Source organism: Actinocrinis sp., assembly GCF_035650855.1.
Taxonomy (GTDB): Bacteria; Actinomycetota; Actinomycetes; order Streptomycetales; family Catenulisporaceae; genus Actinocrinis.
On sequence record NZ_DASRGV010000283.1, the window covers coordinates 1 to 13,192 of the forward strand.

13 protein-coding genes and 1 pseudogene are annotated in these 13,192 nt (G+C 69.1%); 4 read left to right on the forward strand and 10 right to left on the reverse strand.

Features of this window, described 5'->3' with window-relative positions; translation table 11 throughout:
* A partial coding sequence (locus VFB40_RS20255) for a cellulose binding domain-containing protein (protein ID WP_324852993.1) occupies nt 1-743 on the forward strand: 743 nt, incomplete at its 5' end.
* Between the two features lie 98 nt (nt 744-841).
* Here the strand turns inward: VFB40_RS20255 and VFB40_RS20260 are convergent.
* The 9 genes and pseudogenes from VFB40_RS20260 to VFB40_RS20300 form a co-directional block, all read right to left on the reverse strand.
* Nucleotides 842-1,300: a VOC family protein gene (locus VFB40_RS20260; protein WP_324852995.1), complete on the reverse strand. Its 459-nt coding sequence runs from the start codon at nt 1,298-1,300 to the stop codon at nt 842-844.
* A gap of 129 nt (nt 1,301-1,429) precedes the next feature.
* Nucleotides 1,430-1,726 (reverse strand): annotated as a pseudogene (locus VFB40_RS20265) (SDR family NAD(P)-dependent oxidoreductase); the annotation flags it as partial.
* Nucleotides 1,727-1,748: 22 nt separating this feature from the next.
* Nucleotides 1,749-2,177, reverse strand: coding sequence for an ester cyclase (locus tag VFB40_RS20270; RefSeq protein ID WP_324852997.1), 429 nt, complete (start codon nt 2,175-2,177; stop codon nt 1,749-1,751).
* Nucleotides 2,178-2,338: 161 nt separating this feature from the next.
* The gene (locus tag VFB40_RS20275; protein WP_324852999.1) at nt 2,339-2,839 is read right to left on the reverse strand and encodes a cupin domain-containing protein; all 501 of its coding nucleotides are present in this window, start codon (nt 2,837-2,839) and stop codon (nt 2,339-2,341) included.
* Nucleotides 2,840-2,880: 41 nt separating this feature from the next.
* Nucleotides 2,881-3,828 (reverse strand): NADP-dependent oxidoreductase, encoded by a 948-nt coding sequence (locus VFB40_RS20280; protein ID WP_324853001.1) that lies wholly within the window; start codon nt 3,826-3,828, stop codon nt 2,881-2,883.
* A gap of 157 nt (nt 3,829-3,985) precedes the next feature.
* The gene (locus tag VFB40_RS20285; RefSeq protein ID WP_324853003.1) at nt 3,986-4,453 is read right to left on the reverse strand and encodes an MmyB family transcriptional regulator; all 468 of its coding nucleotides are present in this window, start codon (nt 4,451-4,453) and stop codon (nt 3,986-3,988) included.
* Between the two features lie 28 nt (nt 4,454-4,481).
* Nucleotides 4,482-5,174, reverse strand: coding sequence for a helix-turn-helix domain-containing protein (locus tag VFB40_RS20290; RefSeq protein WP_324853004.1), 693 nt, complete (start codon nt 5,172-5,174; stop codon nt 4,482-4,484).
* 17 nt (nt 5,175-5,191) lie between these two features.
* On the reverse strand, nt 5,192-5,698 hold the full coding sequence (locus VFB40_RS20295; RefSeq protein ID WP_324853006.1) for a MarR family winged helix-turn-helix transcriptional regulator: 507 nt from the start codon (nt 5,696-5,698) through the stop codon (nt 5,192-5,194).
* 105 nt (nt 5,699-5,803) lie between these two features.
* Complete coding sequence (locus VFB40_RS20300; protein ID WP_324853009.1) at nt 5,804-7,678, reverse strand: hypothetical protein; 1,875 nt, start codon at nt 7,676-7,678, stop codon at nt 5,804-5,806.
* Between the two features lie 231 nt (nt 7,679-7,909).
* On the opposite strand from VFB40_RS20300, the gene VFB40_RS20305 reads away from it, so the two are divergent.
* Nucleotides 7,910-10,324: a protein kinase domain-containing protein gene (locus VFB40_RS20305; RefSeq protein WP_324853011.1), complete on the forward strand. Its 2,415-nt coding sequence runs from the start codon at nt 7,910-7,912 to the stop codon at nt 10,322-10,324.
* A 56-nt stretch (nt 10,325-10,380) separates the two neighbouring features.
* Complete coding sequence (locus VFB40_RS20310) at nt 10,381-11,346, forward strand: threonine/serine dehydratase (protein ID WP_324853013.1); 966 nt, start codon at nt 10,381-10,383, stop codon at nt 11,344-11,346.
* A 62-nt stretch (nt 11,347-11,408) separates the two neighbouring features.
* Here VFB40_RS20310 and VFB40_RS20315 read toward each other — a convergent pair whose 3' ends face one another.
* Nucleotides 11,409-12,434, reverse strand: coding sequence for a LacI family DNA-binding transcriptional regulator (locus tag VFB40_RS20315; RefSeq protein ID WP_324853015.1), 1,026 nt, complete (start codon nt 12,432-12,434; stop codon nt 11,409-11,411).
* A gap of 277 nt (nt 12,435-12,711) precedes the next feature.
* Here VFB40_RS20315 and VFB40_RS20320 point away from each other — a divergent pair.
* Nucleotides 12,712-13,192 (forward strand): extracellular solute-binding protein (locus VFB40_RS20320; RefSeq protein ID WP_324853017.1); only part of this gene is annotated, 481 nt, incomplete at its 3' end.

Genomic DNA, 13,192 nt, shown 5'->3' on the forward strand with positions numbered 1-13,192 from the left:
CCACCGCCATCGGCAAGACCGGCGCCTCCAGCTACACCCTGACCAACCTATGGACCGGCGCCACCTCCACCACCACCAGCACCATCAGCGCCTCAGTCCCCGCCCACGCCACCATCATGTACCGGGTAGCCAGTAGCGGTAGCACGGGCCAGAACACGGTCACCGTGACCAATCCGGGCAGCCAATCCGGGACTGTCGGCTCCGCGATCAGCGCACTCCAGATTCACGCGACGGACTCCGCGCCCGGCCAGAGCCTGGTCTACTCCGCTTCCGGTCTTCCTGCCGGCCTGTCGGTCAGCTCGTCCGGTCTGATCTCCGGCACCCCGAACGCTGCCGGAACCTACTCCGTGACAGTCACCGCGACGGATTCGACCGGCGTTTCCGGTTCGGCGTCGTTCACCTGGACTATCAGCGGCGGCTCGACCGGTGGCGGAACATGTCAGGTCTCATACACCAAGAACGAGTGGTACGGCGGTTTCACCGCGAACGTGACGGTCACCAACACCGGCACCTCCGCGATCAACGGCTGGACGCTGAAGTGGACCTTCCCCGGAGACCAGAAGGTCACCAACGCCTGGAACGCCACCCTCACCCAATCCGGCAGCGCCGCCACAGCCACCAACGTCAGCTACAACGCGAGCATCGCCCCCGGCGGCAACGCCCAGTTCGGCTTCCAAGGCACCTGGGCATCGAACGACACCAGCCCCAGCGCCTTCACCCTCAACGGCGCAGCGTGCAGCTAGCGCGTTAAAAGCCGTCTGCTTTCTACGCGCGGCCCTCCCCCGCTCGGCTCGGGCACGGGGAGGGCCCCTCCCCCCTCCATCCGCCTTGCCGCGCCGGGTCAGCCGAGCTGCTCGGCCAGCGCGACGATGATGCCGGCAGGGCCACGCAGGTAGGCGAGCCGGTAGCTGTCCTCGTACTGCACCATCTCACCGAGGAGTTCGGCACCGTGCGGCTTCAGCCGGTCGATGACGTCCTCCACGTCGCGGACGGCGAACATGACGCGATGCGCACCCAGCGCGTTCACCGGGACGGGCTGGCCGCCCCCTGGACTCGCCGGCGTGTGATACCTCGTCAGCTCGATCCGTCCCGGCCCGTCCGGGACACGCATCATCGCGATGTCCGTTCGCGCCCCGGAGAGCCCGATGAGCCGGTCCACCGCGCTGCCCTCCAGAGTCGCCTCGCCCTCCAGCTCCATCCCCAGTTCGGCAAAGAACGCCTTCGCTGCGGCGAGGTCGTCAACGACGATGGCGACGTTGTCCATCCGCTGCAGCGCGCCGCGCGGCTCGGCGTCGGTCATGATGATCTCCTCTCGACTTCCACGGCATATGGTCACGCACGCTGATCGCCCAGCGTGATCCAGTCACATGCTGCCGCAGGGTTGCCGGAATAGCGCGTCATGTCGTGTAGCGGGTTGCGAGCTGCGGGGAGACGAGTGGAACTCGGTTGCCACCACGCCGGGGCAGACCACGGCGACCTTCACGCCGGTGCCTTCGACCTCGGCGGCGAGGGTTTGGGTCATCGCCACCAGGTAGGCCAGGGTGCCTGCGTAGACAGCGCGGCGCGGCATGACGGACTTGTCGGCCGGGCCGGAAAAGGCGATCATCCCGGCGACGTTCAGGATGGTTCCTGTGCCGCGCTGCAGCATGGGGCCCACCGCTGCGCGCAGGAGCTGGGTGGGCGCGAGGACTTTGACGCTGACCAGTTCTCGGGCCTTGTCGGCCGGTGATACGGGGGCGCGGCCGGCGTCATGACCGGGCCTGCGGACCGTCGAGCGGCGGCAGAACGCCGATCTGCTGGAACATCTGCATCAGGTTCAGCTCGTCCCAGTGCTCGGCGAACATGCCGTCCTCGACGCGCCAGATGTCGATGCTGCGCATCTCGACGGCCTTGCCGCTGGCGGGGATGCCCAGCAGGTTCCCGGTGTGGGTGCCGCGGTAGGTGAAGCGGCCCACGACGCGGTCGCCGGAGACGACCAGGTCCTCCATCGTGACCTTCACGTCGGGCAGGCCGGTGAAGAACGCGGCCCAGAACTGGCGGTTGGCCTCGCGCCCGTCGGCGACGAAGTCGTTGTGGTTGACGTAGTCGTCGGCGACGAATCGGTCCACCAGGTTCGGGTCGTGGGTGTTGGTCATCTCGACGAACAGTTCGGCGAGTCGGCGGTCAGGCGTGGTCATGTCGCTCTCCTAGGGTCGGCAGTTGGTCGGCAGCGCCAGGGGTTAGCACTGCTAGCGCTAGCAACGCTAGCCCCTGACGCCGCGGCCGTCAATAGCGCTGCTAGATTTCAGAGCGGCGCTACAGCCGGGTCTGGCTATCGAAGATCGAAGACTGCGCCGCGCTACAGGAACTCGCTTCGGTAAGTCGAGGCCAGCTCGGTCGCAAGGCGACGGCGCTCCGCCAGCTCATCCGGCGAGAGCTGCGGCGGCGGCGCGTCCTTGCCCGCGACCACGTCACCGATGCGCATGAAGTACTCGTCCTGACCAGCGGGGGTGCACATGCAGAGCATGCGGGCCGGCGCACCCGAGACGTTGCGGAAGTTGTGTGGCGCGTTAGCCGGGACGTTGATCGTGGTCCCGGCCCGCACGGTGTGCTTCTCGCCGCGGAAGGTGAACTCGATCTCGCCTTCGAGGACCGTGAACATCTCCTCGAAGTCGTGCCGGTGCGGCGGCGGGCCACCACCGTCGGGCACGCGCATGTCGATCAGGCAGTACCGGCTGTTGGTCTGCTCGCCGGTGATCAGCATGGCGTACGTGTTACCCACGAGGGAGATGTACGTCGTGCCGGGGTCGTCGGGGTTCGCCACGGTCAGCGAACGGGACGGATCGTCGTCGGGGATCATCGCAGTCCTCTCCTTCGAAGTTCGATTCGGTCAGGCGAAAGTCACGCGCCGGGCACGACGATGACGACCTTGCCGCTGGGCAGCTTGCCTGCGGCCGCGTCGGCGTGCAGGGCCGGCAGCTCGGGCAGCGGTACCCGCCGGGCGACCTCGACACGCAGCTCTCCGCTGTCGACCAGCTCCACGAGGTGCGAGAGCTGCTGCGCGTCGCTGCGCACGAACATGTCGATGCCACGCACGCCGCGCCCCTCGTCGCTCGGCGCGGGCATCCACACCGTGGTGTTCACCAGGACACCGCCGGGGCGGATCAGCCCGAGTAGCGCGGCCAGTTGCGCGGGTTCGACCGGCGCGAGGTTCAGCACGACGTCGACCGACTCGGTCACGGTCGCGATGACGTCAGCGGTCGTGTGATCGATGACCTCGTTCGCACCCTGGGCCGTGACGCGCCGGCTGCTGGCCGGCCCGGCCGAGGCGATCACGTACGCGCCGGCCTGCTTGGCCAGCTGCACCGCGTAGCCGCCGACCGCGCCGCCCGCACCGTTGATCAGCACGCGCTGCCCGGCGGTCAGCTTGGCGTGCTCGAACAGCGCCTGCCACGCGGTCAGGCCCACCAGCGGCAGCGCGGCAGCGTCTGAGAGCTCGACGTTCTTGGGCGCCGCCGTCAGGACCTCGGCCGGTGCCAGGACATACTCCGCGGCGGCGCCGCTTCCCGCCATCGGCAGGAAACCGACGACCTGGTCACCGATCTGAAGACCAGTCACGCCCGCGCCGAGCGCGTCGACGGTGCCGGCGACGTCGATGCCCGGCGTGTGCGGCAGCGTCACCGGAATCGGCCCCTGCATGAAGCCGGCGCGGATGTTGGCGTCGACCGGGTTGAACGACGTCCCCGCAACGCGGACGCGCACCTGTCCGGCGCCGGGAACCGGCTGCTCCGCGTCCTCGTAGCGCAGGACATCCGGGTCGCCGTACTCGTGGAAACGCACTGCCTTCATCACAAGTCCTCATCTCTTCTCTCATATGCTTCGAGTTCGAAGCATATTCCGACCATAGCACGTTTTGAATTCGAAGCAAATCGGGTCGCGGTACGAGCTGACCGATCGACGCCCGCGCGACCGGCCGACCGGCCGACCGGCCGACCGGCCGCGAGGCCTAGCCAGCCGCGCTGGCCAAGCGTCGGAGCTTCTCGTCGCTCGGTGATCCGGGAACGGCCGCGAAGACCAGCAGGAGCTGGCACTCCACGGGATCCAGCAGTAGTTGGCGGTACAGCTCCAGCCCGCCCAGCTCGGCGTGCCGATAGCGCCTCAGCCGGCCGTGCTCGGTAGCGCCCACCTGCACGAGGTAGCGCCCGCGCGCCGCCGGGTCGGTCCACCAGCGCTCCACCAGGTAGCGCGACGATCCGCCCAACCCGGTGTAGTCGCCGAACAGGGCGATCGCCGGACGTGTCTGGGAGAGCACCTCACCGAACCGGGAGAAGACCACCGCAGGGTGGTCCGCCAGACGCTCGCTGATGTGCCTCAAGAGGTGGGCGACGCAGGCGACGTGATCGCCGGGCCGGTCCGGCGGCGCAACCTCCTCGGGGCGCGCCCGCAAGAAGTGCGCCAACAGCTCCCGGTCCACGTTCTCACCGCCTCCCTTGTCCGACGGATCAAGCGTGGCGCGGACCAGGGAGCGGATGAAGGCGCAGCTTGTCCACGGACAACTTGTCCGGGGACAACGAGGCCGTACCGGTCACTCCGAGCAGCGCCTCGACGATCTCGCCGGCGATGCCCGTCGGGTCGGCCGTGTACGCCGCCCGGATCTCCACGGCGAAGACCCGCCCGCGCAGGGCATGGTCCTCGGGGGGATAGACGGCGCGCTGCGCCGGATCCGTGAACCAGCGGTAGACCAGATAGCGCGAGAAGCCGCTGAAGTTGGTGTAGTCGCCGAACAGGGCAACCGCCGAGCGGGTCTGCAGCAATGTCTCGCCGAACCGGGAGAACACCATCGTGGGCGTGTCTGCGAGGCGCTCGACGATGCGTGTCATCGCGGGACTGACACGCTCGTCGCGCAAGGCGCGCCGGGGTGGCGAGTGCCCGGCGAGGGCGAACAGGTGCTCGCGCTCACTCGGGCTCAGATTCAGTCCGCGCGCAAGGGCGGCAAGCATCTGCTCGGAGGGCATCGGACCACGCTGCTGCTCGATCCGGCTGTAGTAGTCGGCTGACATGCCGGCCAGCACCGCGACCTCCTCGCGGCGCAGCCCGCCGGTACGTCGCCGCGTGCCGCGGGGTAGTCCGACGTCCTCTGGTTGCAACGCCTCCCGGCGTGCTCGCAGAAAGTCGGCCAGCAGTGCTCGATCCATCGCCCCCTCGCCCCTTTTCAGTCGGCTCGGTTGTGTCCGGCGCGGGGCTTGGCGGAGCGTGGCGGGGTGGCGCGCATATGATCGCGGACTCGGCCGAGAACGGTGCTGAGGGTGGCGAGGTCCTTGCCGGTCATCGGCTCGAACAGCAGTTGCTGGACACGCTCGACATGTCCGGGAAGCACGTGAGCGATCAGTTCCCGGCCGGCGTCGGTGACGGTCACGATGACGCTGCGCTCGTCATCCGGCGACGGCGAACGCGTGATCAGGCCGCGCTTGTCCAGCAGCCCAGCCTGATACGTGAGCCCGCTGCGGCTGTAGACGACACCGTCGGCCAGATCCGTCATCCGCAGCTTGCCCTCCGGGGCGTCCACCAGCCGCGCCAGGATCTGAAACTGCACGTAGCTGAGATCACCGTCGGCGCGCAGGTGCTCGTCCACCGCGTACTGGAGGAGGCTGCTGACCTCCATCAGCGCGAAGTACGCGCCGAGTTGCTCCGAGTTCAGGCCGGGCGTCGGGTCACTCACGCCTTGATCCTACGTGCTTTGAATTCGAAGTGCACGTCAACGGCTGCCGCGTCAGCCCTGCGGCGCCGCAGGGCTGACGCGGAGTGGACGCCGCTCGGTCGCGGCTCAGGAATTGCCGGCAGGGGCCGATTCCATGAGGACCGCGATGCCGAACGCGACGTTCGAATCGCCAAACGCAGGGGGCTGCGTAGGACTGGCAGGATCGAACGCGTACATGTTGCCGTAGTCGTCGAACTCGTACGTGTACCCCGGCGTCGACCCGGCTGAGCCGATGTCGGTGTCGAATCCGAAGAACGAGTAGAGCTCGTTGCTGCCCGTAGGCGTGACAGACGGTCCCGCGCTCGTGCCGGTAACGTCCAGGTTCGCCTGCGTTACGAGCACGCCGGTCTGCCCTGAGCCGGGGTTGTATTCGTGCCCGCCGATGCGCACGGCCGAGGGGGTACCCGAGGTCGTCACAGTGGCGCGTGCGGTTCCTGCCGTCGTGACCGTTCCCTCGTAGACCGCTGCCGAGAAACCGGAGTTGACGCTGCCTCTCAGGGTGCTGCCTATCTGCTTCCAGGTAGCGCCGCCGCCGCTGACACCTGTCGGCGGCGCGTTGCCCTCAGTGATGACGTGCAGGAGGACCACATCGCCCACGGCGTGGGTAGCGATCGACGGGGTGAGCGACGTGGTCTGGATAAAGCCGCCGACAGGGACGAACGCGTTTCCGGACGGGGACGTGGCCGAGGTGGTGAATGCCTGGTTGCTGCCATAGGTGGTGCCTGTCGCGTTGGTCGCCACCAGGCGGTAGTCGTACGTGGTACTCGGTGACAAGCCAGACAAGTTGGCCGACTCATTGACCGCGCTGCTGCCGGAGCCTGCGCTGGCCGGGGAGGTCGGCGTAACCGATCCGTAGCTGGTGCTGGTGCCGTACTGGAACTGGTAAGTGGTGGCGGCGCCCTCGGGATTCACCGTCCCATTGAGCGTCGCGGAGGTATTGGTGACCCCTGATGCGGCACCGGTAGTGACGACCGGCGCGGAGGCCGGGGGCACGGAGGAGTTGCAGTCGTTCGCCTGAGCCGTGTCGAGCGCGCTCCACTGCGCGCTGCTCAGGTTCGGCTCGCTCGAATAGCCGACGAACTGGAGCGTACCGTCTCCGCCGTGTGAGCAGAGGTCCGAGACCATATTCGGGATGGACTCGTAGCTGCCGCTGCCCAGCGGGGAGAAGTTGGTCTCGGCGACGAAGATCTTCGGCTGTGCGATCGTCGACTCGCCCGGCAGGCCCTGGATGATCGAGAACGTCTGCGCGAAGGTGTTCGCGAACGAGGTCTCGCCGTACTGGCTCTGCGGGTAGCCGTCCACGCCGACCATGTCAACGTTCGACGACCCGGGCCAGTACGGGGAGGGGTCGACGACGGTGCCCCCGGCACCGTTGAAGACGTTCGGCACCCACATGAAGTACGCCAAGCCGTTCGCGGTGCTGTCGATGTCGTTGCGAACGGCATCCCACGCGCTGATCCACTGCGATGAGGTGGTGCCCTCGCATTCGCCCTGCGCCCACGGGTACTGGCCACTCACGTTGAACTCGTGCGCGAACGTGATGATCACGGGCTTGCCGGCCGAGGCGATGGCCGACCCGATCGACGCCGCGTAAGACTGGATGGCCGAGCCGTTCGCGCCGATCGTGGCCATGGTCGGACCGCTGCCCGAGCACGTATTGCTCCCCTGTGAGCCGATCCACGGCTCGATTTCGAGGAACGCGGTAGCCCCGGCGGACTGAGCGCGGCTGAAGAACGTCTGGGGGTACGCGCTGCCCCAGTCAAGGTAGTAGTTCGCCACATCCGGGCTTTGACCGTAAACGGTGGAGTAGCTTCCGCTGTCCTCCGCGCTGGTCCAGATTCCCAGCGTCGTCCGCGGTGGCGCGGCCTGCGCCTGCGCCTGGCTCTGCGGGAGGACAGCCACCATCCCCACCGCGCTCAGCCCGGCTGCGAGGACGGCCAAGGCCCTCCGTGCCTTCGGCAGTGATCGCTGCATACGAATTCCCTTTCTTACGGGTTCTTGTCGAAGCGCCCTGTCGACGCCCATGACTGTCCGCCGCTGACCGGCCCGGGACCATGTCGTTTGACCGGAAAAGTAACCAGAACAATCAGACGCCCCGGGCTTGCCTGCACCGGGTGAGCTGGACAGAATCGCTGTTCAGTCAGAGTTCTGGTCCACAAGCCAGGGGGTCGGATGGACGAGGCGCGGGCCGCGGGCGCGTGGATCAAGAGCCAGCGGCTGGCCGCGGGGATGACACAGGAGGAGTTGGCGGGCAAGTCCGGGCTGAGCGTGCGGGCGATCAGCAACCTGGAGCGTGGCCGCACGGCGCGCCCGCATCCCCGGTCCCTCGAGGTGCTGGCGGCCGCGTTGGGCCTGCCCGAATCCGCCGGGACCACGTGGGCGGCCCGGCTGCGTGCCGACCAAGCCCGCACCCTGTCACCGCGAGTTCCGCGCCAGCAGCTGGCGGCAGCCGAACACGGCTCGCAGCCGCCCGCGGTGCCGTCCGCAGCCGACCCCGGCTTGTCTGGGCACGATGGACCGGCTGACCCCCGGGCCGCAGCGGCACCCGAGCCGCCCGAACGCACCGAGCCGCTTGAGCACCCGGAGCTGCTTGAGCGCCCCGCGCGTCTCGTGCGCCCGCTGCCCGCCGAGCCGGCGGCCTACCAGGGCACTGATTCAGCCCCGTGGCCTGAGACGGCCGTGGTGCTCGCGTCGCTGTCCCCCGGCGATCCCTCCCGCATCGGCCCCTTCCGCGTGCTCGCGCGGCTCGGCGGCGGCGCGATGGGCGAGGTGTTCCTGGCCGCAAGCCGCGCCGGACAGCCGGTAGCGGTCAAGCGGGTGCGCGCCGAGTACGCGCGCGACGCGGTCTTCCGCGCCCGGTTCGCCAAGGAGGTGGCCGCGGTGCGGGCTGTGACCGGCGGCCAGACGCCCGCGCTGGTCGACGCCGACGCCGACGCGCAGCGGCCGTGGATCGCCACCGCGTACGTCGCGGGCCCCTCGCTGGCGCAGGCGGTGGACCTGGGCGGCGCGCTACCCGAGCCTCTGGTGCTCGCCTTGGGCGGCGGGATCGCGAAGGCCCTTGCGGCGATCCACGCGGCGGGAATCGTGCACCGGGACCTGAAGCCCTCAAACATCCTGCTGAACCGCGACGGCCCGAAGGTCATCGACTTCGGAATCTCGCGCGCGCTGGACGGCACAGCCCTTACCGCCACCGGGATGCGGGTGGGCACCGCCGGGTACACGGCCCCGGAACTGGCCGCGCGCCGGGAGACGCTGCCGGCCGGGGACGTGTTCGCGCTCGGTTGTGTACTGGCCTACGCCGCCACCGGCGTCACGCCGTTCGGCGAGGGCCCGGACGCCCAGGTCCTCTACCGGATCGTGCACGAGCCACCCGACCCGCGTGCGCTGGCCTGCCGGGACGAGACCTTGCGCGGCTTGATCGAGGCCTGCCTGGATAAGGACCCGGACGCGCGCCCCACCCCGGAGGCCGTCATCGAAGCCTGCGGCGGCAGACCGGCCCCGGACGAGTGCTGGCTGCCGACCGCACTGGCCGCCGCGTACGACACCCAGACCACGCGGCATTTAGACCGGGCGGCGCGCCGACGCGGCACCCGGCGCCTGCGGATCGCGCTCGCCGCGCTGCTGCCGATCCTGGCGATTCCCCCCGTCGCCGCACTCACCGCCCACTCCCCCGGCACCAGCCGCCACCCGCCCGGCCCGAGCCGCACCGCCAGCACCAAGGCCGCCGCCCAGGCGCCGTGGGCACCTCCGGCAGTCATGCTGGGGACGTGGACCAGTGCGGAGGGCGACGGCGGCTACTCCCCGATCCCAGGACAGCACCCGAATATCGTCAACACCTACCTGTTGTGGGGCGACAGCTTCGCCACGACGTTCGCCAATCAGGCGCAGTCCGTCGGCGCGATCCCGTTCGTGGAGATCGAACCCTGGCGCGGAGGAGGCCCCAACGACTGCAGCTATGGCGCCGACTTTCCATCCATGACCACGATCGGCGCGAACGGCTCCGCGATCAGCAATCACCTGCACGCGTTCGGCTCGGCGATCGCCTCCTTCGGGCACCCGGTCATCCTCACCTTCGCCCGAGAATTCAACATGGCCGGCCAGTACCCCTGGTCCCAGGGCGGCTGCGAGGGCACCACCTCCAAGCAGTGGATCAAGGCCTGGGACACCGTGCGCTCCGACATCGACGCCACCGCCGGCGGCCTGGCGCACTTCATGTGGGTCCCGGCCGCGGACACCGGCGGCACGACCATCGACCCCAGCCCCTACTGGCCCGGCGCGCCGCAGGTCGACCTGGTCGGCGTCGGAGGCACCATCGACACGAAGTACGGCTCCCAGCTCGGGACCTTCTCCGGAGTGTTCGCCCCGGTGTTCCACGAGATCCACGCCCTGACGAGTCTGCCGATCTTCATCGCGGAGACCGACCTGGCCCGGCTGGACGGCAGCGGATACGAGTCCCTGCCGGGCTTCATCTCGGACCTGTGCTCCAACGGCGGCGACGGCGTCCTGCAGTTCCAGGAGACCGAGACCCTGTCCAGCAGGCAGTGGAGCGAACTGGACAAGGCCCTGGCCAGCGACTGCGGCAAGTGACGCGACTCTCTGGTTAGGTGGTTAAGCGCATGCCATCAACAGGGAAACGAGTCGCGATGAACGCCCCGACCACAGCGATCAGCGCCGCCGATGTAGAAGCAGCCGCCGCTCGGATCGCCGCAGCGATCCGGCCGGTCGTGCTGGCCGAGGCCGAACCGGGCATCCCCGGTGCGGCGCGCGTCAGCCTGGCCTTGGAGTACATGCAGCACACCGGCAGCTTCAAGGCGCGGGGAGCGGCGAACCTGGCCGCCTTTCACCGCGACGCCGGCACGATGCCGCAGGCCGGGGTGGTCATCGCTTCCGGAGGCAACGCCGGCCTGGCCTGCGCCTGGGCCGCAAGGGCGACCGGCACCCCGGCGACGGTGTTCCTGCCCACCACCGCGCCCGAGTTCAAGGTCAACAAGCTCAGGTCGTACGGCGCGCGAGTGGAGTTGGTCGGCACCGAGTACGCCCACGCGCTTGACGCCTCCCGCAGCTACGCGCAGGAGACCGGCGCGCTGCTCTCCCACGCCTACGACCATCCCCTGATCGCGGCGGGCGCCGGCACCCTTGCGGCAGAGATCGTCGAACGGCGGCCCGGCGTGGACACCATCGTGGTCGCGGTCGGCGGCGGCGGGCTGTTCTCCGGCATCGCGGCCGTCGCCGCGCAGCACGGAATCAAGGTGGTGGCCGTGGAACCGCGCCGTTGCAGGGCCCTGAACGCCGCGCTCGAGGCCGGCGGCCCGGTCGACACGCCGCTCGACTCGATCGCCGCCGATTCTCTCGGGGCGCGCCGCGTCTCCCCCATGGCCTACGACTTGGCCCGAATCATCGACGCGGTCTCGGTCCTGGTCAGCGACGACGCGATAGTCCAAGCCCGCCAGGCGCTGTGGGGCCAGCGGCGCATCGTCGTCGAGTACGGAGGTGCCACCGCGCTGGCGGCGCTGCTATCCGGCGCGTACGTGCCGGCCGATGGCGAACACGTCGCGGTCGTGTTGTGCGGCGCGAATACCGACCCCACGGACCTGGTCGTCAGGACGTAGCTGCCGTCGAGGCCAGCATCGTCGGTTCGTTCGCGCGGCGACTAAGAAGTCTGTCAGGCCTGTCAGACGACCGGCTTGTATGCGGGCGCCGGTCCGGTGCTGTTGCGCAGAGAGATCGGCGGCGCGAGCAACCGGTGCCTGGGGGCGGCGTTCGGTTCGGCGATGCGCTCGATGAGCAGCTCGACCGCGATCGATCCCATCTCCAGCGCGGGCACGTCGGCGGCGGTCAGCTGCGGGTGGAACTCCTCGGCCCAGTGCCTGGCCGCGACCCCGGCAACGGAGAACCGTGCGGGGATCTCGCGCCCGGCGCGTTCCAGCGCCCGCTGCATGCCGGGCAGCGCCGCCTCGTTGATCGTCGCGATGGCGGTGACCTGGGGGTGGGTGGCGGCGATCTGCTCGACGCACGCCTCCCCCGAGGGCGCGTCGTCGGCGCAGCAGAATTCGACACCGGTCAGGCCACGGCGCGCGACGGCCGACATGAAGCCGTCTCGTGCCCGGTGCCCGGGACCGTAGCCCGCGGCGAGCAGCTCGGCGGAGCGGTTGATCAGTGCGATGTCGCGGTGCCCGAGATCCGCGAGGTGGTTCACGCAACGACCGATCAGCGTCGCGTAGTCGACGTCGACCCAGCACACCTCCTGCGCCTGGGCTGTGTGGCCGATCGTCACGAAGGGCATCCGCGCACGCTGGAGCGTGGTGACGCGCGGGTCGTCCAGGCGGATCTCCATGACGATCACGCCGTCGACGCGGCGGCCGCTGACGATGCGCTCGAACGAGCGGTCGTGGTCGCCCCCGGACGGTGAGAGCAGGACGTCGAGATCGACGCGCGCCGCCGCCTCCAGCACGCTGGCGACGAACTCCAGCTGCATGTACGTCAGTCGACCACCGGCCGGCGGGATGACCAGCCCGATGGTGCGGGTGCGGCCCTCCTTCAGCGCACGCGCCGCCGCGTTCGGGCGGTAGTCGAGCTCGTCGATGACCTCTTGGATCCGCCGCCGCGTCGCCTCTGACACAGTGCGCTTGCCGCTGAGCGCGTACGAGACCGTGCTGCGCGAGACGCCGGAGCGACGGGCGATCTCTCCGATATTCATCGCACTCCTCGCCAAGGGTTCGAACTACTCACCTTGAGTCGAACCGATTCGGTCGAGTGTAGCAAGGCAACGACCGTCTTCCATGCGACGGCGGCCGCGAAGCATTGACGGCCCCGGCGCGCGGGTTTATCTTCAGTCGAACCGATTCGCCGAACCGGTTCGACGGCTCGTCCGGCGGCTGTTCCGGCAGGCTGTCCGGGCGGATCGGCGACACGGCGCAGGACTCCACGTGCACGGCTCTATGCGACTCAAGATCTTCACAGGGAAGAGAAAGTCAATGAAGACTGTTCCGTCCAGGCGACGCCTGGCCGCTGCGGGCTTGGCGGCGGTCGCGCTCACCGCCAGCGTCACCGCGTGCAGTTCATCCTCATCGAGCAAGGGCTCTTCGGGCTCGGCCGCCTCCGGCACTTACACGATCTGGGACCCGTATCCGCAGTACGACAACAGCTCCTCGTGGGTGCAGTTGTTGCAGAAGTGCGGTACGTCGGCGGGTGTCACGGTCAAGCGCACCGGTTTCGACACCACGGATCTGACCAGCAAGGTGCTGCTTGCGGCGCAGCAGGGCACGGCGCCTGATGTGTTGATCGTGGACAATCCGGTGGTCTCGACGCTGGCCGAGGCGGGGGTGCTGACCGACACCTCGACCACGAAGGTGGACACCAGCGCGGTGGAGCCGAACCTGCTGGCGGCCGGGCAGCTGAACGGCAAGACCTACGGGATCCCGATCGGCGCGAACACCCTCGCGCTGTACTACAACA

Excerpts from the sequence above, each read along its gene's own strand:
- VFB40_RS20280 (WP_324853001.1), bottom strand. The coding sequence starts at position 3,828 with ATGAAGGCAGTGCGTTTCCACGAGTACGGCGACCCGGATGTCCTGCGC.
- VFB40_RS20310 (WP_324853013.1), top strand. The coding sequence starts at position 10,381 with ATGAACGCCCCGACCACAGCGATCAGCGCCGCCGATGTAGAAGCAGCC.
- VFB40_RS20315 (WP_324853015.1), bottom strand. The coding sequence starts at position 12,434 with ATGAATATCGGAGAGATCGCCCGTCGCTCCGGCGTCTCGCGCAGCACG.
- VFB40_RS20260 (WP_324852995.1), bottom strand. The coding sequence starts at position 1,300 with ATGACCGACGCCGAGCCGCGCGGCGCGCTGCAGCGGATGGACAACGTC.
- VFB40_RS20305 (WP_324853011.1), top strand. The coding sequence starts at position 7,910 with ATGGACGAGGCGCGGGCCGCGGGCGCGTGGATCAAGAGCCAGCGGCTG.
- VFB40_RS20270 (WP_324852997.1), bottom strand. The coding sequence starts at position 2,177 with ATGACCACGCCTGACCGCCGACTCGCCGAACTGTTCGTCGAGATGACC.
- VFB40_RS20290 (WP_324853004.1), bottom strand. The coding sequence starts at position 5,174 with ATGGATCGAGCACTGCTGGCCGACTTTCTGCGAGCACGCCGGGAGGCG.
- VFB40_RS20275 (WP_324852999.1), bottom strand. The coding sequence starts at position 2,839 with ATGATCCCCGACGACGATCCGTCCCGTTCGCTGACCGTGGCGAACCCC.